General features: G+C 74.4%; 22 protein-coding genes. 8 read left to right on the top strand and 14 right to left on the bottom strand.

All coding sequences use genetic code 11. From position 1 onward, the window contains the following. Positions 1–91: 91 nt before the first annotated feature. Positions 92–559, top strand: a complete 468-nt coding sequence (locus tag PIR53_00930) for a DUF2505 domain-containing protein (GenBank protein WZH52580.1) — start codon at positions 92–94, stop codon at positions 557–559. Positions 560–601: 42 nt separating this feature from the next. Here the strand turns inward: PIR53_00930 and pruA are convergent, their stop codons facing one another. Genes pruA through PIR53_00915 form a run of 3 tightly spaced genes read right to left on the bottom strand, consistent with a single transcriptional unit; the run spans position 602 to position 4,274 of the window. Next, positions 602–2,239, bottom strand: a complete 1,638-nt coding sequence (gene pruA, locus PIR53_00925; protein WZH52579.1) for an L-glutamate gamma-semialdehyde dehydrogenase — start codon at positions 2,237–2,239, stop codon at positions 602–604. A 59-nt stretch (positions 2,240–2,298) separates the two neighbouring features. Then, positions 2,299–2,763, bottom strand: coding sequence for a hypothetical protein (locus tag PIR53_00920; GenBank protein WZH52578.1), 465 nt, complete (start codon positions 2,761–2,763; stop codon positions 2,299–2,301). Continuing rightward, the gene (locus PIR53_00915; GenBank protein WZH52577.1) at positions 2,760–4,274 is read right to left on the bottom strand and encodes a wax ester/triacylglycerol synthase family O-acyltransferase; all 1,515 of its coding nucleotides are present in this window, start codon (positions 4,272–4,274) and stop codon (positions 2,760–2,762) included. The genes PIR53_00920 and PIR53_00915 overlap by 4 nt, the downstream gene beginning before the upstream one ends. 124 nt (positions 4,275–4,398) lie before the next feature. Between PIR53_00915 and PIR53_00910 the strand changes: the two genes are divergently transcribed. Next, the gene (locus tag PIR53_00910) at positions 4,399–4,845 is read left to right on the top strand and encodes a hypothetical protein (GenBank protein ID WZH52576.1); all 447 of its coding nucleotides are present in this window, start codon (positions 4,399–4,401) and stop codon (positions 4,843–4,845) included. Continuing rightward, positions 4,842–6,245, top strand: coding sequence for a hypothetical protein (locus PIR53_00905; GenBank protein ID WZH52575.1), 1,404 nt, complete (start codon positions 4,842–4,844; stop codon positions 6,243–6,245). The genes PIR53_00910 and PIR53_00905 overlap by 4 nt, the downstream gene beginning before the upstream one ends. Here the strand turns inward: PIR53_00905 and PIR53_00900 are convergent. From PIR53_00900 to PIR53_00890, 3 genes are all read right to left on the bottom strand, one after another. After that, complete coding sequence (locus tag PIR53_00900; protein ID WZH52574.1) at positions 6,224–7,648, bottom strand: hypothetical protein; 1,425 nt, start codon at positions 7,646–7,648, stop codon at positions 6,224–6,226. The two genes, PIR53_00905 and PIR53_00900, sit on opposite strands and share 22 nt — an antisense overlap. Positions 7,649–7,652: 4 nt before the next feature. After that, a complete protein-coding gene (locus PIR53_00895) occupies positions 7,653–8,405 on the bottom strand; it encodes a hypothetical protein (protein WZH52573.1) in 753 nt (250 codons plus the stop codon). 189 nt (positions 8,406–8,594) lie between these two features. After that, complete coding sequence (locus PIR53_00890) at positions 8,595–9,224, bottom strand: manganese efflux pump MntP family protein (protein WZH52572.1); 630 nt, start codon at positions 9,222–9,224, stop codon at positions 8,595–8,597. Between the two features lie 332 nt (positions 9,225–9,556). On the opposite strand from PIR53_00890, the gene PIR53_00885 reads away from it, so the two are divergent. Beyond that, positions 9,557–10,732: an acyl-CoA dehydrogenase family protein gene (locus PIR53_00885; GenBank protein ID WZH52571.1), complete on the top strand. Its 1,176-nt coding sequence runs from the start codon at positions 9,557–9,559 to the stop codon at positions 10,730–10,732. Between the two features lie 14 nt (positions 10,733–10,746). Further along, complete coding sequence (locus PIR53_00880; GenBank protein ID WZH52570.1) at positions 10,747–11,898, top strand: acyl-CoA/acyl-ACP dehydrogenase; 1,152 nt, start codon at positions 10,747–10,749, stop codon at positions 11,896–11,898. A gap of 8 nt (positions 11,899–11,906) precedes the next feature. Here the strand turns inward: PIR53_00880 and PIR53_00875 are convergent, their stop codons facing one another. Both PIR53_00875 and PIR53_00870 read right to left on the bottom strand, forming a co-directional pair. Next, a complete protein-coding gene (locus PIR53_00875; protein ID WZH52569.1) occupies positions 11,907–13,520 on the bottom strand; it encodes a GAF domain-containing sensor histidine kinase in 1,614 nt (537 codons plus the stop codon). 305 nt (positions 13,521–13,825) lie between these two features. Further along, a complete protein-coding gene (locus PIR53_00870) occupies positions 13,826–14,386 on the bottom strand; it encodes a DUF1697 domain-containing protein (protein ID WZH52568.1) in 561 nt (186 codons plus the stop codon). A gap of 62 nt (positions 14,387–14,448) precedes the next feature. Between PIR53_00870 and PIR53_00865 the strand changes: the two genes are divergently transcribed. Then, positions 14,449–14,922: a MarR family transcriptional regulator gene (locus PIR53_00865; GenBank protein WZH52567.1), complete on the top strand. Its 474-nt coding sequence runs from the start codon at positions 14,449–14,451 to the stop codon at positions 14,920–14,922. Beyond that, on the top strand, positions 14,919–16,196 hold the full coding sequence (locus tag PIR53_00860) for an MFS transporter (protein ID WZH52566.1): 1,278 nt from the start codon (positions 14,919–14,921) through the stop codon (positions 16,194–16,196). The genes PIR53_00865 and PIR53_00860 overlap by 4 nt, the downstream gene beginning before the upstream one ends. Before the next feature lie 32 nt (positions 16,197–16,228). On the opposite strand, the gene PIR53_00855 is transcribed toward PIR53_00860, so the two are convergent. Both PIR53_00855 and PIR53_00850 read right to left on the bottom strand, forming a co-directional pair. Further along, complete coding sequence (locus tag PIR53_00855) at positions 16,229–16,702, bottom strand: hypothetical protein (protein ID WZH52565.1); 474 nt, start codon at positions 16,700–16,702, stop codon at positions 16,229–16,231. Between the two features lie 81 nt (positions 16,703–16,783). Then, on the bottom strand, positions 16,784–17,239 hold the full coding sequence (locus PIR53_00850; protein WZH52564.1) for a PaaI family thioesterase: 456 nt from the start codon (positions 17,237–17,239) through the stop codon (positions 16,784–16,786). Positions 17,240–17,301: 62 nt separating this feature from the next. Here PIR53_00850 and PIR53_00845 point away from each other — a divergent pair, with 62 nt between their 5' ends. After that, the gene (locus PIR53_00845) at positions 17,302–17,784 is read left to right on the top strand and encodes a helix-turn-helix domain-containing protein (protein WZH52563.1); all 483 of its coding nucleotides are present in this window, start codon (positions 17,302–17,304) and stop codon (positions 17,782–17,784) included. Positions 17,785–17,790: 6 nt separating this feature from the next. Here the strand turns inward: PIR53_00845 and PIR53_00840 are convergent, their stop codons facing one another. From PIR53_00840 to PIR53_00825, 4 genes are all read right to left on the bottom strand, one after another. Further along, positions 17,791–19,605, bottom strand: a complete 1,815-nt coding sequence (locus tag PIR53_00840) for a DEAD/DEAH box helicase (protein ID WZH52562.1) — start codon at positions 19,603–19,605, stop codon at positions 17,791–17,793. Then, on the bottom strand, positions 19,602–19,832 hold the full coding sequence (locus tag PIR53_00835; protein WZH54378.1) for a DUF3039 domain-containing protein: 231 nt from the start codon (positions 19,830–19,832) through the stop codon (positions 19,602–19,604). Before PIR53_00835 ends, PIR53_00840 begins: the two co-directional genes overlap by 4 nt. A 133-nt stretch (positions 19,833–19,965) precedes the next feature. Further along, positions 19,966–20,523: a YqgE/AlgH family protein gene (locus PIR53_00830; GenBank protein ID WZH52561.1), complete on the bottom strand. Its 558-nt coding sequence runs from the start codon at positions 20,521–20,523 to the stop codon at positions 19,966–19,968. A gap of 41 nt (positions 20,524–20,564) precedes the next feature. After that, a complete protein-coding gene (locus tag PIR53_00825) occupies positions 20,565–21,110 on the bottom strand; it encodes a hypothetical protein (protein ID WZH52560.1) in 546 nt (181 codons plus the stop codon). Positions 21,111–21,152: the final 42 nt, after the last annotated feature.

Genomic DNA, 21,152 nt, shown 5'->3' with positions numbered 1-21,152 from the left:
GGGGCGCCCGGCGAGCCCGGACAAGGGACGCGCGCCGGGGCGGGGACGGACGCGGGTGCAGCGCTGGGGACGGTGCGCCATGATGACGCCCATGGCGAAGCGCATCTCCCACGACCTCACCTACGACGCCCCGATCGAGGACGTCCGCGCGATGCTCCTCGACGAGGAGTTCCGACGCACCGTCGCGACCGAGCAGCGGGCCCTCCGCTCCACCGTCGACATCCAGGGCACGAAGGTGCACCTCGAGACGATCCAGCCGGCGGCGGGCATCCCGTCGTTCGCGAAGAAGTTCGTGGGCGACGAGATCGTCATCGACCAGCGCGAGACCTGGAACGGCGACCAGGCCGACGTGCACGTCACCATCCCCGGCAAGCCCGGGGACATGAAGGGCACGGCGACCCTGAAGAGCGTCGACGGCGGCACGGTCGAGACCGTCGACCTCGAGATCAAGGTCTCGATCCCGCTCGTCGGCGGCAAGATCGAGGGCCTCATCGGCGACATGCTCGTCAAGGCCCTCAAGGCCGAGAACCGCGCCGGTCGCGCGTGGCTCGCCCGCTGAGCGGAGCGCTCAGCAGCACGATGCGCGCCGGCGCGGCGCCGCTCACCCCTGGTGGGGGTAGCGGTGGTCCGTCGGCGGCACGAACGTCTCCTTGATGGAGCGGGGGCTCGTCCAGCGCAGCAGGTTGGACGCGGCCCCCGCCTTGTCGTTGGTGCCCGACGCGCGACCGCCGCCGAAGGGCTGCTGCCCGACGACGGCGCCGGTCGGCTTGTCGTTGACGTAGAAGTTGCCGGCCGCGAACCGCAGCGTCGCGCTGGCGCGCGCCACCTCGCGGGGGTCCCGGGCGAAGACCGCACCCGTGAGCGCGTACGGCGCGAACCCCTCCAGCTGCTCCGTGACGCGCTCCGCGTCGCCGTCCTCGAAGACGTGCAGCACGAGGACGGGCCCGAAGTACTCGGTGCGGAACATCTCGTCGGTCGGGTCGTCCGCCACGACGAGGGTCGGGCGGACGAACCACCCGGTGCTGTCGTCGTACGTGCCCCCGGCGACGACGTCGAGGCCCGCCCCCGACCGGTGGAGGGCGTGCGCCCGGTCGATCGCGGCCTTCTGCTTGGCGAACGAGCGGTCGTCGATGACCGCGCCGAGGAAGTTCGAGAAGTCCGTCGGGTCACCGACGGCGAGGCCCTCGACGTCGGCGACGAGCTGCTCGCGGATGCGCTCCCATACCGAGCGCGCGACGTACGCCCGCGAGGCGGCGGAGCACTTCTGGCCCGCGTACTCGAAGGCGCCGCGCACCAGCGCGGTGCGGACCGCGTCGGGGTCGGCGGACGGGAGCGCGAGCACGAAGTCCTTGCCGCCGGTCTCGCCCACGAGCCGGGGGTAGGACCGGTAGCCCGCGATGTTGTCGCCCACGGTGCGCCACAGGTGCTGGAACGTCGGCGTCGATCCGGTGAAGTGGATGCCCGCGAGGTCGCGGTGCGGCAGCACGACGTCGGAGACCTCGATGCCGTCGCCCGGCAGCATCGAGATGACGCCCGGCGGCAGGCCGGCCTCCTCGAGGAGCTCCATCGTCAACGAGGCGGCGAGCTGCTGCGTCGGCGAGGGCTTCCAGATCACCGTGTTGCCCATGAGGGCCGGTGCCGTCGGCAGGTTGCCGGCGATGGCCGTGAAGTTGAACGGCGTGATCGCGTAGACGAACCCCTCGAGCGGGCGGTGGTCGGTGCGGTTCCAGATGCCCGGCGCGTTGGCGATGGGCTGCTCGGTGAGGATCTGCCGGCCGTAGTGCACGTTGAAGCGCCAGAAGTCGATGAGCTCGCAGGCGGCGTCGATCTCGGCCTGGAACGCCGTCTTCGACTGGCCGAGCACCGTGGCCGCGTTGAGGCGCTGGCGCCAGGGGCCGGCGAGGAGCTCCGCGGCGCGGAGGATCACCGCGGCGCGGTCGTCGTAGGACAGCGCCCGCCACCCGGGTGCGGCCTCGCGGGCCGCCTCGACCGCGGCCTCCGCGTCGGCGCGGGTGGCGGAGCGGAAGGTGCCGAGCACGTGCGCGTGGTCGTGGGGCTGCACCACGTCGACCTCGGCACCGCCTCCGGTGCGCCAGCCGCCGACGTAGGCCCGCAGGTCGCGGCGCTCCGACTCCTGGCGCTCGATCTCCTCGAGCAGCGCGAGGCGCTCCGCGGAACCAGGGGCGTAGTGGAGGTTCGGCTCGTTGACGGGCGTGGGCGGCGTGGTGATCGCGTCCATGCCGTCGATCGTCGCAGGCCCCCGGTCGGGGCTCAACCGGGGCCGTCGCGGCCCTCGGGTCAGAGGAGCGTGCGGATCTCCTGCGTCGCGAACCACGCCAGGTCGTGGTCGAGCTCGACGCCGTCGACGACGTCGGGCAGCTCCTCGTCGGAGAGGTACGCCGCGACGATCGCCGGGCTCAGGTCCTCGACGTCCACGTGGGCCGACGCGATGCGCTTCCACGGCAGGTCGGCGTCGACCTCGACGACGGTCGGGTCGGTCTCGTCGCCCACCGGCCGCACCGCGGGCACGTCGGCGGCGAGCACGAGGCGGCGCGGCACGTCGCCCTCCCCCCGCGCGGCGAGCGAGGCGACGCCGGCGGCCGCCTGCGCGGCGTACTCCCACTCCTCGGCCTCGGCCTCCGGCCACGCCTCCTGCAGCGCCGTGGTGACCGCGTGGGCCCGGAACGGCCCGTCGAGACGGCCCTCGGCGACGACGCGGGCCAGCCGGCCCGAGGTCACCGGCACGAACACGCGCACGGTCATCGACCGGCCCCCGTCCCTCGATCGGTGCCCGACCCCGCTCCGCTGGCGCGACCGCGAGCGGCGGCGCGGCCCCGGGGGGCACGGCGACGGGACTCGGTGGTGGTGTCGACCAGCTCGTCGAGCGCGTCGGTGAGGCACTGGCCGAACAGCTCGAGATCGGCGATCGCGTCGCGGTCGCCGGTCACGCCGTAGTGGACGTGGCCGTCGTAGGACGTCACCCCGATCGCGAGCGCGTGCCGCGGGAGCAGCGGCGGCACCGGGTAGGTCTCCACCATCCGCGCGCCCGCCGCGTAGAGCGGGAACTGCGGGCCCGGCACGTTGGTCACCGTCAGCTGGAACCGCTTGCTGCGCAGCTCCGCGAGCGCCACCCGGGACCCGAGGGCGTGGAAGGTCGTCGGGGCGAACCCGGCGATGCCGGCCAGCCGGTTCGCCGCGACCGCGCGGCCGGTCTCGCTGTGGGCCTTGAACGAGTACGACACCTGGTGGAGCCGGACGACCGGGCTCGGCTCCCCGATCGGCAGGTCCACGAGGTGGCCCTGGATCTGGGTGCCGAGGGAGGTCGCCTCGAGCTCGTCGTCGATGACCGACATGGGCACCAGTGCGCGCACCCGGCGCGACGGGCCGAACCGCTGGTCCCGGGCCATCAGCCACGTGCGGAGCGCGCCGGCGACCGTCGCGAGCACCACGTCGTTGACCGTGCCGCCGTGCACCTCGCGCACGCGCCGGTGGTCGGCGAGGCTCGTGCGGACCCCGACGACCCGGCGTTGCTGGCTGAGCGTGGCGGGGGTGATGGGCGACTCGGCGACCGGCGGCGGGGCGGCCAGGGGGCCGCCGAGGCGTGCGAACGGCCCGGCGACACCGGTGAGCCGCCGTCGTAGGCCGAGCGTGCCGCGGGCGACCGCGTCCCCCGCCGTGCGGGCCGTCGCGAGCACCGTGGCGCTCGACGTCAACGACTCGCGCACGGCGTCGACGACGAGGGCCGGGTTGGTGGGGCGACGGCGCGCGTGCCACTCGTCGGCCTCCATCACCTTCGGTTCCGGCTGGGCGTCGAGCAGCACCTGGCCGATGTCGACGGTCTCCACCCCGTCGACGAGCATCTGGTGGGACTTCGAGAGCACCGCGACCCGACCGTCGGCCAGGCCCTCGACGAAGTAGACCTCCCACAGCGGACGCGACCGGTCGAGCGGGCGCGACACGATGCGGGCGACCAGCTCGAGGAGCTCGGACATCCCGCCCGGACGCGGGATCGCGGAGCGACGCACGTGGTAGCCGAGGTCGAAGCGCTGGTCGTCCACCCAGACCGGGTTGGCCACCGACCCGGGGACGGTCAGGATGCGCTGCCGGTAGCGCGGCACGAAGGAGATCCGGTCGGCGATCAGCTCGACGAGCCGCGGGTGGTCGAAGCCCGAGTCGCCGGGGTCGAAGATCTCGAGCGTCGTGTTGTGGAGCGGGGTCGTGGTGGAGTCGGTGGCCAGGATGGTCATGTCCCGGGACCTCAGACGCTCGGTCACAGACCCACCCTCCCTGCCGGCTCGTTACGACGGTACGTAACCTCGGAGGCGATTCTGACAGAGTGGGGTGACGGGCGTCTCGGGCCGTCCGGAGCCACCGGTTCGACGAAGGAAGAGACGACTGATGCGACCCGCCGTGCGCCGGTGCGCCACCACCGCGGCCACCGCCCTCCTCGTGCTGTCCGTCGCCGCCTGCGGCGGCCGCGCGGACGACAGCGACACCAGCGACCCGAGCCCGGAGCCCGGCGCGACGTCCTCGTCCACGAGCTCCCCCGGTGAGGCGCCGTCGAGCAGCATCGCGAGCGACGCCCTCGTCATCGAGGTCACGGTGGCCGGCGACTCGGTGACCCCCGACGCCGAGCGGGTCGAGGCGACCGTCGGGCAGCAGATCGTCTTCCGCGTCAGCACCGACGTGCCGATCGAGATCCACGGCCACACGAACCCCGAGTTCACCATCGAGGCCCAGCCCGGGACGAGCGACCACACGACGACGATCGACCAGGTGGGCAGCTACGAGATCGAGCTGCACGACCCGGACCGCCTGCTCGTCCGCCTCGACGTCCGCTCGTGACGACCGACCCGCTCGGGGGTCCCGTCGCCGGCACGACCGGGGGCCGGCCCGGCGAGGCCGTGCTCGCCCACAGCGGCATCGGCGCCACCGCCGACCTCCCCATCCCCTTCGAGGCGGTGGTCATCGGCTCCGCGCTCGCGCTGACCGCGTCGTTCATCGTGCTCGCCGTGGCCTGGCGGCGACCCCGGTACGACGCGGAGCGGCCCGGCACCACCCGCATGGCGCCCTGGCGGCCGGAGGCCGTGGCGCGGCTCGGCACCGTGGTCGACCACCCGGCCACGCGCCTCGTGCTGCGCGTGCTCGGGGTGGTGTTCTTCGCCTACCTGCTCTTCGCGCTGGTCGCGGGACGGGACGTCGTCACCAACCCCGGCCTGGGCATGTTCTACGTGCTGCTGTGGGTCGGGATCGTGCCCGCGTCGGTGTTGTTCGGCCGCTTCTACCGCGCCGTGAACCCCGCTCGGGCGATCCACGCCGGGCTCGCCCGGCTGGCCGGGAACGACCCCGCCGTCGGGGCGCGCGACCTGCCCGCGTGGCTCGGCTACTGGCCGGCGGCGCTCGGCCTCTTCGCCTTCGTGTGGCTCGAGCTGGTCAGCGCGTCCGGCACGACCACGAGCAGCGTACGGCTCTGGCTCGCGGCGTACCTCGGCGTCATGCTCGTCGGCGGCGCGCTCTTCGGCGACACGTTCTTCGAGCGCTGCGACCCGTTCGAGGCGTACTCCACCCTCGTCGCCCACGTCTCGATCTGGGGCCGCGACGAGGACGGCACGCTCGTCGTGCGCAGCCCCCTGGCCAACCTCGCGACCCTGCGTCCCGACCCCGGGCTGGCCGCGGTCGTCGCCGTGCTCTTCGGCTCGACGGCCTACGACTCGTTCCGCGAGTCAATCCCGTTCGCGCGGTTCATGAACAACACGACGATCGACTCCGACCTCATCCTCAACGTCTCCCTCGTCGCGCTCATCGGGATCGTCGGGGTGCTGCTGGCGGGGGCCGCCATGGCGACGCCGGCCGTCGGCGAGGTGCCCCGGCGCGACCTGCCGGCGCGGATGGCGCCCTCGATCGTGCCGATCATCGTCGGCTACATCGTGGCGCACTACGTGACCTACCTGCTCGAGTTCGGCCAGCAGGTCGTCATCTACATGAGCGACCCGCTCGGCACGGGCGCCAACTGGCTCGGCACCGCCGACCTCCAGCCGTCCTACTTCCTCACCGACAACATCGGGCTCCTGGCGTTCATCCAGGTGGGCGCCGTGGTGCTGGGCCACATCATCGGTGCGGTGGCCGCGCACGACCGGTCGCTGGCGCTCCTGCCGAAGCAGCACACGGTGACGGGCCAGCTCCCGATGCTCGTCGTGATGGTGGCCTTCACCGCCGGCGGTCTCTACCTGCTGTTCGCCTCCTGACCCCGGCGCTGCCGGCCCGCTCGTCGGAGCCGGCGGCGCGTGGTCGGCGGCCCACCGGGACCACCGGGGACGGGCGCCAGCGCGTCCGCCAGCCCGCGCACCGCCCGCGCCAGCGGCCCGTCGCCCACGTCGAGCAGGTGACGGCCGGTCACGAGAGCGCGGTCGCAGGCGCCGACGTCGTCCGGCAGGACGTGCACGGCGGCCGGGTGCGCCAGGTCGACGAGCATGGCGCGCACCTGCGCCTCCGACCATCCCAGCGTCGGCCGCATCCGGTTGACGACCACGTGCACGGGCGCCGCGACCTCGAGCTCCCGCAGGTCGGAGAGCCCGCGGGCCAGCCGCGTGAGGCCCACCGGATCGGCCGTGCCCACGACGGCGACCACGTCCGCGACCTGCAGCGCGACCTGGGTCGAGGCGTCCCGCACCGGACGCCCCGCGAGGTCGGCGGCCTCGTCGCCCTCGATCCCGAAGCCCGTGTCGACGACGACGTCCCCCGCCCCGGCGGCGGCCGGGAGCAGGACCTCGAGCACCTCCGGGCCGACCTCCGCCCACCGGTCGGGACGCGGCAGCCCGGTGAGGATCTGCAGGTGTCGCTCGACCTGCCGGACGAGCCCGGGCCACCCCGTCTCCAGGTCACCGGCGGCGTGGGCCCGCGCCGCGGCCAGCAGCCCGGAGACGTCGTCGAGCACGCCGAGCGCCTGCGCGACCGTGCCGCCCCAGGGGTCGGCGTCGACGAGCAGCGTCGGTCGCCCCCGGCGAGCGAGCGCCGCCGCCACCCCGGTCGCCACCGTCGTGCGACCCGGCGCTCCCGCCGGACCCCAGACCGCGACGACCCGACCGCCCGTCGGGGGCGGGTCGGGCACGAGCCCGTCGGGCTGGCCGGGCAGGGCGGGCAGGCCGGGCAGGCCGTGGTCCGGACCCGGTCGGGTGGGGGCGTCGTGGCCGGCGACTCCGGGGCCCGGGGCTCCGTGGCCCGGGGCTCCGTGGCCCGGGACTCCCTGGTCCGGAGCCGGGATGCGCGGACCCCGGGGGGCAGTGGGCGCGTCGGAGGACGGCGGGGCGAGCACGGTCGCCAGCAGCGCCTCGCCGGAGCCGGCCGGCACGAGGGCCCGCACGCCGATGCGGTGGGCGTGCGCACGCGCTCCCTCGGGGCTCGCGGCCGGATCGACGACACCGACCACCCGCACGCGGTGCCGGCGGAGGTGCTCGACCGCGGCGGCGTCGAGGCCCGGGGCGTCGAGGCCGACGACGGCCACGTCGGCCTGGCCGAGGGTGGCCGCGGCCAGGAGGTCGTTGACGTCGACGCACCGCTTCAGGACCGTCACGTCGGGGCGGGAGGTGAGCGTCGTGAGCGCACCCGGCTCCCAGGCGGCGCCCGACCCGACGACGAGCACGCAGATCACGCGGTCACCCCCGCTGCGCGACCGTGACGGTGCCGGCGGCCATCGCCGCCACGGCCGTGCGGACCGCGTCGCGCTGCTCGTCCGGCACCGCGAGCACCAGCTGGCGGTCCGCGACCGACCCCACCTGCGTGGAGGCACCCGGCGCGTCGACGACCCGCACGCCCTCGAGCAGCAGGACGGCACCGCTCCGCGCGGCGGAGGACGACGAGCCGGAGCCGTCAGGCCCGTCGGGCCCGTCGGACGGGGCGGAGGGGTCGGACGGGTCGGGCCCGGCTGCCTCGTCGGACGGGTCCGGGAGGTCGCTGCCAGCGACCCAGAGGTCCACGACGCTGCCGACGCCGACCCCGGGCGGCACCAGGCCGGGCTCGACGGTGACGGGCAGGTGGAGCACGTCGGACTCGTCCGCGGGCACCACCGCCGCGGACGGCAGCAGCTCACCCGCCCCCACGTCCCGATCCAGCCGGAGGTCGGGGTCGGGCGGGTCGGCGGCCGCGACGTACTCCCCCAGCCGGTCGCCGTCGCGGAACCGCACCTCGACGGCGACGAGGTCGTCGGGCGCCACCGCGGAACCGGCCGGCAGGTCCTCCCGCGCGGCCCACACCGCCACCGTGTCGTCCGCCGACGCGAGCACGCGCGCGCCGACCACGACCGAGACGGCGACGATCAGCAGCCCCACCCACAGCCGCGGATCGCGCCAGCCCGGCGCGGTCGCACGTGTCGCCTGCTGCGGGCGGACATTCCCGAGATGTCCACTCACGCGAACCATGATGGCGGCGTCCTCGCGAATCCGCACCGCCTTGTCCACAGGGAGGACCCGGACCCTGCCGGTCCGCTAGTGGCGGGCACGGGCGCGGGCGCTGCGGGCCTGGAAATGTGCGGCTGGGGCAGGTCGGAGGTGGCCTGGACCGCTCCAACGTCCCACTTCGCGACCCCCGGCCGGCCGACGTCAGCCCAGCACGCCGAGGTGGTCGAGCAGGATACGCAGGCCGATCAGCAGCAGGATCACGCCGCCGACGATCTCGGCCCACTGGCCGAGCCGCTCGCCGACGCGGGCACCAACGAAGACGGCCGCGAGCGAGAGCGCGGCGGTGACGACGCCGATGATCGCGACGGCCACGAGCACCTCGCCCACGCCGAGGCTGAGCACGCCGAAGGTCACGCCGACGGCGGCGGCGTCGATCGAGGTCGCGACCGCGAGCGGGAGGACCACGGCGAGCGTGACCGGGACGTACGTCGCGACGCGCGCGCCCGGCGTACCCCCGGCGACCGCCGGGTCGGACCCCTCGGCGGCGTCGTCCTCGTCGTCGGAGAACGCCTCGCGGAGCATCATGCCGCCGAGCACGGCGAGGAGGGCGAAGGCGATCCACGGGGCGACGGCGCTGACGACGCCGGCGAACCAGAAGGACAGCACCCACCCGCCGAGGGGCATGACGGCCTGGAACACGCCGAACGCGCCGGCGAGGAGGAGGGCGTCGCGCCAGCGGGGGTGGCGCATGCGCATGCCTTGGGCGACGGACACCGCGACGGCGTCCATGGCGAGGGCGAAGGCGAGGACGAAGATCTCGGCGATGGTCATGCGGGGCGTTTCCTCTCGTCATGCTGGACGAGAGCGTCCGCCGGGCAGGGCGAGGCCTCGACCAGCAGCATCCACTGGTCGAAGGTCTCGTCCACCGCGGGCGGTCCGCGACGTCTCCGCCACGGGCGCTCGGGCGGGACGGCCGGGCTCCCACGTCGTCGTGGTCGCCAGCATGTCGACCGCCCCTGCCGACTCGCGTCGGCCGGGCTACTCCCCTTCGGCGCAGGACTGTACGGCACCGGGCGGGGGTGGTCACGCGGGGTTGTCGGTACCCGGGGGTAACGTGACCAGCGGCATAGGGGCGAGACGCGCCCGGTCGACGAGGAGGTCCCATGCGGCTGCAGCTGTCGGAGGAGGACGAGGCGTTCCGCGCCGAGCTCCGCACGTTCTTCACCACCGAGGTGGACGAGGGCGTCCGGGCCACGGTGCGCGATCGCGGCGAGCTGACGAAGGACCAGATCGTCGCGACCCACCGCACGCTCAACGCGGCCGGCCTGGCGGTCCCCCACTGGCCGGTGGAGTGGGGCGGCAAGGACTGGAGCCCCCTGCGCCGCCACCTGTGGCACGAGGAGATGCAGCGCGCCTGCGTGCCGCCGCCGCTCGCCTTCAACGCCTCGATGATCGGGCCGGTGATCGCCGCCTTCGGCACCCAGGAGCAGAAGGAGCGCTTCCTGCCGCCGACCGCCAACGTCGACATCTTCTGGAGCCAGGGCTTCTCCGAGCCCGGCGCCGGCTCCGACCTCGCCTCGCTGCGCACGGCGGCCGTGCGCGACGGCGACGACTGGATCGTCAACGGCCAGAAGACCTGGACGACGCTCGGCCAGTGGGGCGACTGGATCTTCACGCTCGTGCGCACCAACCCCGACGTGAAGAAGCAGGCCGGCATCTCGATGCTGCTGATTGACATGCGCTCGCCCGGCGTCGAGGTGCGCCCCATCGAGCTGATCGACGGCGGCCACGAGGTCAACGAGGTGTGGTTCACCGACGTCCGCGTCCCGGGTGAGAACCTCGTCGGCGAGGTGGACTCGGGCTGGACGCAGGCGAAGTTCCTGCTGGGCAACGAGCGCGTCGGCGTCGCGCCGGTCGGCGCGACGAAGCGGGTGCTGGCCCAGGCCAAGGAGTGGGCGGCCGCCACGCGGTCGGGGGACGGCACGCTCCTCGACGACCCCCACGTCGCGGTGCGCATCGCCGAGCTCGAGAACGAGCTGATGGCCCTCGAGCTGACCGCGCTCCGCGTGGTCGCCAACTCCGCCGACGGCAAGCCCCACCCGGCGAGCTCCGTGCTCAAGCTGCGCGGCACCGAGCTGCAGCAGGCGGTCTCCGAGCTGGTCGTCGACCTGGCCGGGCCCGGCGCCCTGGCGTTCGGCACCGGCGAGGCCGACAGCGACCTGCCCGTGTGGGCGCGGCGCAGCACGCCGACCTACCTGAACCTCCGGAAGGCGTCGATCTACGGCGGCTCCAACGAGGTGCAGCGCCAGATCATCGCCGGCACCATCCTGGGTCTGTAGAGAGAGGCAGCACGATGGACTTCGAGCTCGACGAGGAGCAGCAGGCGCTGCGCGAGGCCGCGCGCAGCCTGCTCAGCAAGCGTTACGCGGACTTCGAGACGCGGCGGGGCACCGTCGCCGACGCCCCCGGCTTCGACCGCGACACGTGGTCGCGCATGGCGGAGATGGGCCTGCTCGGTCTCCCCTTCACGGAGGGCGACGGCGGGATGGGCGCCGGCCCGGTGGAGGTCGCCGTGGTGGCCGAGGAGGTCGGGCGCGTCATCGCCCCCGAGCCCTTCCTCACCTCCGTGGTCCTCGCCGGCGGCCTCGTGGCCGCGACCGGCACGGCCGAGCAGCGCGCGGAGCTGCTGGGCGGTCTCGCCTCGGGCGAGTCGCTGGTGGCTCTCGCCCACGCGGAGCCCGGCGCGCGGTGGACGTCGACCGCGGCCGGCGTGCGCGCCGAGCAGGGCGACGGCGGGTGGCGCCTGACGGGCGTGAAGGAGCCGGTGCCGCAGGGCGCCGAGGCCGACGTGCTCGTCGTGTCCGCCGCGCTGCCCGAGGGCGGCACCGGCCTGTTCACGATCGCCGGGGACGCCGACGGCGTGACCCGCAACGGCTACCGGGCGCCGGACGGCTCCCGCGCCGCGCGCGTCGCGCTCGACGGTGCGGTCGCGACGCCGCTCGGCGAGGCCGGTCAGGACCAGGCGACCGCCATCGCCGCGGCGTACGACGGCGCCCGCGTCGCCGCCGCGCAGCAGGCGGTCGGCGCGATGCAGGTCGCGCTCGAGACGACGGCGGGGTACCTGAACAGCCGCGAGCAGTTCGGCGTGCCGCTCAAGCGCTTCCAGGCGCTGACGTTCCGGGCGGCCGACCTGTACGTCGCGGTGGAGCTCGCCCGCAGCCTCGCGCTGTGGGCCGCCATGGTGCACGCCGACCCCGACACGTCGGCCGAGGAGCGCACCACCGCCGCCACCCGGGCGTGGGCACAGGCCTCGAAGGCAGGCCGGCTGGTCGGCCAGGAGGCCATCCAGCTGCACGGCGGCATCGGCATGACGGCGGAGTACAGCGTGGGCAGCTACACCGCCCACCTCACGACGCTCGACCACCTGCTGGGCGACGCCCGCCACCACCTGGCCCGCCTCGCCGCCACGGTCGGGGACCACGCCGAGGTCGACCCGCTGGGCTGAGCCCAGCGTCAGTCCGGGAGGGGCACGACCCACTCGAGGGTGGTGCCCTTCCCGGGTGCGCCGGTGATGCGCACGTCGCCGCCGAGGTCCCGCGCCCGTCGCCGGACGTTGACGAGCCCGCTCTCGACCCCGGGGTCGGCGAGCCCGCGCCCGTCGTCGGCGACCCGCAGCACCACGCCGTCAGCTCCCACGGCGAGACCGACCTCCACCCCGGTCGCGGCCGCGTGGCGCACCACGTTGGACAGCGCCTCGCGCAGCGTCGCGAGCAGGTAGTCGCTGACCCGGTCGGGCACGGTCGTGTCGAGCGGGCCCTGGAGGTCGACGGTGGCGCGGAAGCCGAGCGGCTCGGCGTACTCGGCCACGAGCTGGCGCACCTCCGCCCGCAGGGAGCGCCCGCGCAGCCGCGAGAGCTCGAAGATGGTGCTGCGGATGTCGCGGATGGTCTGGTCGAGGTCGCGCACGACGACGTCGAACCGGGCCTGCTCCCCCTCGGGCAGGTGGCGCCGCAGGCCCTGCAGCTGCAGGCCGGTCGCGAAGAGGCGCTGGATCACGACGTCGTGGAGGTCGCGCGCGATGCGCTCGCGGTCGGCGAGCACCATGAGCTCCTGCCGCTCCGCGAGCCCCTCGAGGCGGTCGATCGAGGTCGTGGCCTGGTGGGCGAAGGAGGTGAGCAGCTCGAGCTCGGCCTGGTCGGGCGGGTGCGCGTCGCGGCGGAGCACGACGCCGATCACGAGCCGCTCGGTCAGCCGCAGGGGGAAGGGCACGATGACCACGAGCGAACGCCCCGTCTGCGACACGCGCGCCCGCCGGTCGGCGAAGGCCGCCAGGACCGCGGTGTGCACCGCGGTGCCGGGCGCCAGCCGCTCGCGCATCGCTTCGAGGTCGCCGAGCTTGCCCGGGAGGTCGGCCGCGGGGTCCTCGGCGACGAGCTCGATGCGGTCGTCGACGAGGTGGGCGAGCACGACGGCCCGCGCCTGGAACATCCACCCGACCAGCTCCGCGACGCGCGTGAGGGCCACACCCCGGTCGATCGGGGGCTCCAGCAGCTCGACGGAGCGCTGGAACACGCGCAGCCACTCCTCGCGACGCTCCGCGCGGGCGCGCGCCTCGGCGAGAGCGAGCACCTGGGCGGCGCGCTCGGCCAGCCACTCGAGCACGTGCTCGTCGGTGGGGGTGAACGGGCGAGGCCCCGGGCCGTCGCCGAGGAACAGCGTGCCCAGCGCCCGCCCGGCGTGCCGGATCGGCACCCCGATGAACCGATCGATCTCGGGGTGGCCCGGCGGCGCCGTCTCCGCCTCCGGACGACCGCTCACCCGCTCCAGGCGCATCGGGTGGCTCGCCGCGAGGACCTCGGCGAGCACGCCGCGCCCCTCGGGCAGGTCGCCCATCGCGTCGACCTCGTGGTCCTCCAGGCCGTGGAAGTGGAAGTCGCGCATGCGGCCCTCGGCGTCGAGCACGGCCAGCACGCCGTAGGCGGCGCCGGTCAGGTCGCAGGCCGTCTCGACGATCGCGGTGAGCGCGTCGTCGAGGTCCGCCTCGGAGGTGACGAGCTCGAGGAGGTCGAGCACGCGGGCCAGCTCGTCGCTTCCGACGAGCTCGGCGATGGGCCGCCGGGGAGACATGGAGCGACCGTAGTCGCTCGCTCCCCCGGAAATGGGAACGGCCCGCAGGCGTGGTGCGTGGAGTCGAGACTCCACCCACCGCCTCCGGCGGACATGTCCGGAGCGCCTGCGGGCCGGGTGACTGCCCTTGGATTGCCAGCGGCTCGACGCCGACGGCGGAGCTGCTAGCGGGCAGCCACCTCACGCGTCCTGAAAGAACTCATTCTTCGGACCACCTCCTTTCCCGTGTACAGAGGACGGTACGCCGCTGCCCCGACCCCCTCAAGGCATTTATCGCCCGCGGTGGAGAAGGCGTCGGCGCACCCTCAGCCCCAGTCCGCCGCGAGACGGCGCACGACCGTCAGGTTGCGGTTCGTGCCCCGCACGCCGAGCACCTTCTCGATCCGGTTGTTGTCGAGCCGCGCCTGCTGGTAGCCCTCGAGCAGGGTCAGGTGGGCCGCGCGGCCGACGACGGAGAGCCGCGCCCGCTCCGGCTCGACGAGGCCGTCGAGCCGTGCGACGGCGTCCGGTGCGGGCAGGTCCCGCAGGAACGTGACGTACTGGCCGTGCACCTGCTCCTCGCCCACCTCCGCGGCGACCCGGGCGAGCAGCTCCTCTCCCTCCGCCGCGGCGGTCCGCAGCTCGGCCGGGGTCAGCACCACGACGTCGAGCGGGAACCCCCGGTCGGCGGCGACCACGGCCTCGAGCCGCTCCGTGAGCCGGGCGACCGAGCGCGCCGGGGTCGTGAGCCGCACGTTCCCGGTCTGGATGTAGGTCGCGACATCGGCGAACCCCGCGCTCTCGAGCGCGGCCCGCAGCTCGGCCATCGGGTACTTGTTGCGGGGCCCCAGGTTGATCGCGCGCAGGAACGCGACGTACGTCGGCATGACGGCATCGTCACACATCCGCAGCATTTACTTGCATAGGCAAACTATGTAGCGTGGGCGGAGTGTCCGACACCGACCTCGACCCCACCGCCGACGCGGACGCCGACGCCACCGCCGACGCCGACCTCACGCGGCTCGCGGGCGAGCTGGTGACCGCCGCCGGACGGCTCGTGCGGCAGGTCCGCCGCAGCGCGCCGCAGGTCGCCCCCGCGCTGCGGCTGCTCGCCCTGCTCGACGACCACGGACCGATCACCGTCGGACGGGTCGCGGAGCTCGACGGCACCTCGCAACCGACCGCCACCGCGGCCGTGCGCGGCCTGGTCGACCGCGGCTGGGTGGACCGCACGCCGCACCCCGACGACGCCCGCTCGACGCTGCTCGGGCTCACACCCGCCGGCCGCACGTCGCTCGCCGAGCAGCGCCGCCGCAACGCGGCGCTCGTGCGCGACCGCCTGCTGGCCGCGGGCCGGCACTCCCCCGACGACCTCGCGCGGGCGGTCGACCTGCTCCGCGCCCTCACGGAAGGAACCGCATGACCGACCTCGCCACCCCCACCTCCCCGGCGACGACCCACGGCGCCGCCGACGGGTCCCCGTCCCCCTGGCGCCAACCCCGTGCGGTCTGGGCCGTGGCGTTCGCCTGCGTCATCGCCTTCATGGGCATCGGCCTCGTGGACCCGATCCTCAAGGAGATCGCCGCCCAGCTCGAGGCGACGCCGAGCCAGGTGTCGCTGCTCTTCACCAGCTACATGGCCGTCATGGGCGTCGCCATGCTCGTCACCGGCGTGGTGTCCAGCCGCATCGGCGCGAAGCGCACCCTGCTCGCCGGACTCGTCCTCATCATCGTGTTCGCGGCACTGGCGGGCTCCTCCGGCTCCGTGGGCGCCGTCATCGGCTTCCGCGCGGGCTGGGGCCTGGGCAACGCGCTCTTCATCGCGACCGCGCTCTCGACCATCGTCAGCGCGTCGACGGGTTCGCTGGCCAGCGCCATCATCCTCTTCGAGGCGGCGCTCGGCCTGGGCATCGCCTCCGGCCCGCTCCTCGGCGGCCTGCTGGGCGGCATCTCGTGGCGCGGTCCGTTCTTCGGCGTCTCGGTGCTCATGGCGATCGCCGTCGCCGCGACGGCCGTCTTCCTGCCCGCGACGCCGGCGACCGGTCGCCGCACGTCGCTCGCCGACCCGTTCCGCGCCCTGCGCCACCCCGCGCTGCTGCTGCTCGCCCTTGTCGCGGTGTTCTACAACCTGGGCTTCTTCACCCTCATGGCCGCCGGACCGTTCGCACTGCCGTCGTTCGACATCATGCAGGTCGGCTGGACCTTCTTCGGGTGGGGCGTGCTGCTCGCCGTCACCTCCGTCGTGGTGGCACCGCGGCTCCAGCGCCGCTTCGGCACCGTGCCGGCGATGATCGCCTGCCTCGCGCTGTTCGCGCTCGACCTCGCCGTCATGGCGCTCCTCGCGGAGACGGAGGCCGTGGTCGCCGTCGGCATCGTGCTCGCGGGCGCCTTCCTCGGCGTCAACAACACGCTGGTGACCGAGGCCGTCATGGGCGCGGCCCCGGTGGAGCGGCCGGTCGCGTCCGCGGCGTACTCGTTCGTGCGGTTCACCGGCGGCGCCGTCGGCCCGTTCGTGGCGCTCAAGCTGGCCGAGCACGTCGACGTGCACGCCCCGTTCTGGTTCGGCGCGGCCGCTGTGGCCATCGGTGTGCTCGTGGCGCTCGGCGGCGCGCGCACGGTGAACCGGGCCCTGCACGGCGCCCCCGCCAGCCACAGCGAGGGCGAGGCGGCGGCGATCGCCGTCGGCGACGCCGACTGAGCCGGACGCGCCGGACGACCCGGCGGGCCGACCTACTCGGAGGCCGGCTCCTCGGGGTTCACGCAGTACGACGCGGGCCCGTCCGTGGCCGCGTGGTAGGCGAACGTCTCGCCGCCCACCTCGAGCACGATCTGCCGGCCGGGCGTGATGGCCTGGGTGTAGGTCATGCCCGGCTCGGGGCAGCCGAGCGCGCCGCTGCGCCACTGGACCGCGGCGTCGCTCACCACGACGACGTCGTCGGTCGCGACCCCCTCCCGCTCGGCGAGGTCGGCGACGGCTCCGGCCAGCACCTCGTCGGCCCCGTCGGCGTCGCCGGCGCCGTCCGACGGGCTGACGGTCGGCGGGTCGGAGGGGTCCGGGCTCTGGGGAGTCCCGCCGCTGGTGTCCGGCGAGCTCGAGTCGGTGGTGTCGGGCTCGGCCGGGTCGTCCGCCGAGCCACAGGCGCCGAGCGCGAGCACCAGGCCGACGGCGAGGGCGGAGAGCGGGAGGGTGCGGTGGAGGAACATCCGAGATCAGCTCCTGGGTCGAGGACGTCAGGCAACGTCGTACCACCCTAGGACGGCCGTGGAGCCGCGCCGGTTCCCCGGTCAGGCGAAGATCATGCAGCTCGACGTCGCGTGGGCGACGAGGCGCCCCGCCGCGTCCGTGAGGCGTCCCTCGGCGAGGGCGGTGCGGCGACCGCGCTGGAGGACGGTGCCCTCCGCGCGCAGCACGCCGGAGGCCGCCGTGGCGGGGCGCAGGAACTTCACGGTGAGGTCGAGCGAGGTGTAGGTCTCCCCCGCGGCCAGCGTCGAGTGCACCGCGCAGCCGCAGACGGTGTCGAGAAGGGTCGAGAGCACGCCGCCGTGCACCGTGCCGAGCGGGTTGTCGTGGCGCGAGGGGTCGGGCACGAGCTCGACCGTGACGCGGCCGACCTCGGGTACGGCGAAGTTCTCCATGCCCAGGGTGGCCGACACGGGCGGCGGCGGGACGCGTCCGTCGGCCATCGCCCGCAACTGGGCGAGACCGTCCGCGGACGCGAGGTCGGGCTGGGTCTGGTTCATGGACACAGGCAAGCACCGGAACCTGCGTCTGTCAACGAGACCCAGACCGTAGGATGGTCGCCGTGCCCCGGCCAGCCGTCCTCGACTACACCACCGACAACTGCTCCCTCGTCCGCGCCATGCAGGTGCTCGGCGAGCGGTGGACCCTCGTCGTGCTGCGCGAGGTCTTCATCGGCGTCCGCCGGTTCGAGGACATCCGGCAGCACACCGGCATCCCCCGCCAGGTGCTGACCGACCGCCTCGGCAACCTCGTCGCCGCCGGCCTGCTGACGCGGGAGCCCTACCAGGACCCGGGCTCCCGGGTGCGGCACGAGTACCGCCTGACCCCCAAGGGCCTCGACCTGCAGCCGGCGCTGATCGCCCTCACGCGGTGGGGCGACCGGCACCTCGCCGACGAGGCCGGACCACCGATCGAGTTCCGCCACCGCGAGTGCGGCGGCAGCGTCGACGTCGTGCCCGTCTGCTCGGAGGGCCACCACCTGCCCGACCCCCGGCAGACGGTGCTGGAGATCGGCCCGGGCGCCCGGCCTGCAGCGGACGCCTGACCCTCGTCACGTACGACGCTGGACCGCCCAGTCGCGGATCTTGTCGATGCGCGCGCGCAGCTGCTCGGCCGTCGCCACTGCTGCCGGCGGCCCGCCGCACTCCTTGCGCAGCGCCGCGTGGGTCACGCCGTGGGGCTGGCCGGTGCGGTGGTTCCACGCCGCCACGAGCCCGTTCAGCTCGCGACGCAGCACCGCCAGCTGTTCGTGGGCGGTCGCCTCGGCGCGGGGGGCGGACTGCTCCGCCGCCGGCCGGGTGGCCGCCGCGTCGCGCTTCTTCTGCGCGCGCTCGCTCTGGCGCGTCTGCAGGAGGTCCCGCACCTGGTCGGCGTCGAGGAGGCCCGGGATGCCGAGGAAGTCCATCTCCTCCTCCGACCCGACGCTGACCTCGCCCTCGTGGCCGAACTCGCCGCCGTCGTACAGCACGCGGTCGAAGACCGCAGCCGAGCCGAGCGACTCGAAGTTGCCGAGCTGGTCGTCCGAGGCCGCCTCGGACGCGTTGGCCTGCGCCAGCAGGTCCTCCTCGGCGGCGAAGATGTCGTCCTCGTCCTTCACCGCACGCCCCAGCACGTGGTCGCGCTGGACCTCCAGCTCCGAGGCGAACTCCAGCAGGCGCGGCACCGACGGCAGGAAGATGGACGCCGTCTCACCGCGCTTGCGGGCGCGCACGAAGCGGCCCACGGCCTGCGCGAAGAACAGGGGCGTGGACGTCGTCGTCGCCCAGACGCCGACGGCCAGGCGGGGCACGTCGACACCCTCGGACACCATGCGGACGGCCACCATCCAGCGGCTGTCGCTCTCGGCGAACTCGGTGATCCGCTTCGACGCCGCCTTCTCGTCGCTGAGCACGACCGTCGCCGACTCGCCGGTGATGTCCTTGATCAGCTTGGCGTAGGCGCGCGCCGAGTCCTGGTCCGTGGCGATGACCAGCGCGCCCGCGTCGGGCACGTGCCGGCGCACCTCGGAGAGCCGCTTGTCGGCGGCCTCGAGCACCGACGGCATCCACGACCCCTTGGGGTCGAGCGCCGTGCGGAGGGCGTGCGCCGTCATGTCCTTGGTCAAGGGCTCGCCGAGCCGTGCGGTCAGCTCGTCGCCGGCCTTCGTGCGCCACTGCATCTCGCCCGAGTACGCCAGGAACAGCACCGGGCGCACGACGTGGTCGGCGAGCGCGTGCTGGTAGCCGTAGGCGAAGTCGGCCGCGGACCGCGGCACGCCGTCGGGCCCGTCGACGTAGCGCACGAACGGGATGGGATTGATGTCGGAGCGGAACGGCGTGCCGGTGAGGGCCAGCCGCCGCGAGGCCGGACCGAAGGCCTCGAGCACGCCCTCGCCCCACGACTTGGCGTCACCCGCGTGGTGGATCTCGTCGAGGATGACCATCGTGCGGAACCGCTCGGTGCGGATCCGCATCGCGAGCGGGTTGACCGACACCCCGGCGTACGTCACGGCGATGCCCACGTACTCCTTCGACGTGCGGCCCTGGCCCGCGGCGTACGTGGGGTCGACCGGGATCCCGACCTTCGCGGCGGCGGCGGCCCACTGCACCTTGAGGTGCTCGGTGGGCGCGACGATCGTCAGGCGGTCGATGATGCGGCGGTCGAGGAGCTCCTTGGCGACCGACAGGGCGAAGGTCGTCTTGCCGGCGCCGGGGGTGGCGACGACGAGGAAGTCCTTGGGCGCCTGCTCGAGGTACTGCCGCATGGCAGCCTGCTGCCAGGCGCGGAGCGACGTCGCCGTGCCCCACGCCGCGCGGTCGGGCCACGCGGGCGAGAGGTCGACGGTGGTGGGCTGCTCGGCCCCGGTCGGCGCGGGGGGCCGCGTCACGCCTTGTCGCCCGAGCCGGCGTCGTCCCCCATGGACTCCCAGATCTCCTTGCAGTCCGGGCACACGGGGTACTTCTCCGGGGCACGGCTCGGCACCCACACCTTGCCGCACAGCGCGATCACGGGCGTTCCCATGACCATCGCCTCGGTGAGCTTGTCCTTCGGCACGTAGTGGCTGAAGCGCTCGTGGTCACCCTCGTCGGTCGGGACCGTCCGCCGGTCCTCGATGACGCTCGTGCCGCCACTCGTGTCGGGAGAGAATCCGATGCGCGTGCTCACGATCGACGAGTCTACGGCGCCCCGCCGACACCCGCGATTCGTCGGCGGGCTCCGGTCGGCGGCCCCGGGCCGCCCGGCCGGATCAGTTCTGGGAGGGGTCCACGGGGCGCGTGGAGGCCCAGGCGAGCGAGCCCGGCTGGCGCCGCAGCACGTCCCGGCGGAGCTCCGCGGGGTCGAGCGCGAAGACGTCCCCGATGTGTCCGGGCACCACGTACCAGCTGCCCTCGGCCACCTCGTCCTCCAGCTGGCCGGGCCCCCAACCGGCGTAGCCGACGAAGATCCGCAGGCCGGCGAGACCGTCGGCGACGAGCTCCACCGGAGTGTCGAGGTCGAGCACGCCGAGGCCGTCGACGACCTCGCGGAAGCCGACGGGCGGCGCGCCGGGATCAGCCGGGCGGGCGAGGGCGAGAGCGCCGTCCACCGAGACGGGGCCGCCCTGGAAGAGCACGTCCGGCTCGACCGCCAGGTCGCGCCACCCCTCGAGCACGTCGGCGACGAGCACCGGGGACGGCCGGTTGAGGATCACGCCCAGCGCGCCGTCGTCGTCGGCGTCGAGGAGCAGCACGACGGACTGCTCGAAGTTGGGCTCCTGCAGCTCCGGGGCGGCGACCAGGAGCATGCCGGAGTGGAGCGGGACCATGGGTCCATGATGCCCCGCGCCCCGGCGGGAGCTCGACCGGCTCAGGAGGCGAGGGCCGACCGGAGGCGGTCGATCAGGGTGGTCGAGCGCGCCGCGGTGGTCGTGGAGGCGGTGCCGGCGGCGGGCGGGGAGACCGCCCACGCCGCGCGCGCACGGTCCTCGATGCTGGCACCCACTGCCACGGCAGCCTCGTCGTCGTAGCTCGAGCGACCGGCCATCGCGGCCAGCATCATGCGCTCCTTCGCCACGGCGTTGCCGAGCAGGCGGTCGGCCTCGGGGCCCACGCCGTCGGCGAGCGCGCGGTCGAGGACGGCGCGGACACCCGGCATCTGACCGGCGGTCGCGACCCAGGCGTCGACGACGGCGGCCTCGAGGTCGAGCGGCTGCCGACCCAGCACCCCGTCGATGCGGCCGGACAGGCGGGTGTGCCAGCGCAGCTGGAGGGCGCCGAGCAGGTCGAGCTCGTCGCGGAAGACCGCGGCCACGCCCTCGACGTCGGTGGGGAGCAGCCCGTCCCCGCGCGCGTTCGCGGCCGCGATCACGTTGTGCAGAACCTCGCCGCGACGGTGGTACGTCGTCCAGGTCATCGGTGCTCTCCTTCGCTGGGTCGATCCCGTCCGTGGTCCATA

Origin of the sequence: Nocardioides alkalitolerans (genome assembly GCA_038184435.1) — a bacterium.
Taxonomy (GTDB): domain Bacteria; phylum Actinomycetota; class Actinomycetes; order Propionibacteriales; family Nocardioidaceae; genus Nocardioides; species Nocardioides alkalitolerans_A.
Note: the sequence above shows the minus strand (reverse complement) of the source record. Positions and strands in the feature narration are given on the sequence as shown.

What these genes read in the sequence shown, in the direction of transcription:
- PIR53_00870 (WZH52568.1), bottom strand. Translation starts at nt 14,386, where the DNA reads ATGCCGACGTACGTCGCGTTCCTGCGCGCGATCAACCTGGGGCCCCGC.
- PIR53_00890 (WZH52572.1), bottom strand. Translation starts at nt 9,224, where the DNA reads ATGACCATCGCCGAGATCTTCGTCCTCGCCTTCGCCCTCGCCATGGAC.
- PIR53_00850 (WZH52564.1), bottom strand. Translation starts at nt 17,239, where the DNA reads ATGAACCAGACCCAGCCCGACCTCGCGTCCGCGGACGGTCTCGCCCAG.
- PIR53_00830 (WZH52561.1), bottom strand. Translation starts at nt 20,523, where the DNA reads ATGGTCCCGCTCCACTCCGGCATGCTCCTGGTCGCCGCCCCGGAGCTG.
- pruA (WZH52579.1), bottom strand. Translation starts at nt 2,239, where the DNA reads ATGGACGCGATCACCACGCCGCCCACGCCCGTCAACGAGCCGAACCTC.
- PIR53_00875 (WZH52569.1), bottom strand. Translation starts at nt 13,520, where the DNA reads ATGTCTCCCCGGCGGCCCATCGCCGAGCTCGTCGGAAGCGACGAGCTG.
- PIR53_00910 (WZH52576.1), top strand. Translation starts at nt 4,399, where the DNA reads ATGCGACCCGCCGTGCGCCGGTGCGCCACCACCGCGGCCACCGCCCTC.
- PIR53_00825 (WZH52560.1), bottom strand. Translation starts at nt 21,110, where the DNA reads ATGACCTGGACGACGTACCACCGTCGCGGCGAGGTTCTGCACAACGTG.
- PIR53_00920 (WZH52578.1), bottom strand. Translation starts at nt 2,763, where the DNA reads ATGACCGTGCGCGTGTTCGTGCCGGTGACCTCGGGCCGGCTGGCCCGC.
- PIR53_00880 (WZH52570.1), top strand. Translation starts at nt 10,747, where the DNA reads ATGGACTTCGAGCTCGACGAGGAGCAGCAGGCGCTGCGCGAGGCCGCG.
- PIR53_00930 (WZH52580.1), top strand. Translation starts at nt 92, where the DNA reads ATGGCGAAGCGCATCTCCCACGACCTCACCTACGACGCCCCGATCGAG.
- PIR53_00885 (WZH52571.1), top strand. Translation starts at nt 9,557, where the DNA reads ATGCGGCTGCAGCTGTCGGAGGAGGACGAGGCGTTCCGCGCCGAGCTC.
- PIR53_00860 (WZH52566.1), top strand. Translation starts at nt 14,919, where the DNA reads ATGACCGACCTCGCCACCCCCACCTCCCCGGCGACGACCCACGGCGCC.
- PIR53_00855 (WZH52565.1), bottom strand. Translation starts at nt 16,702, where the DNA reads ATGTTCCTCCACCGCACCCTCCCGCTCTCCGCCCTCGCCGTCGGCCTG.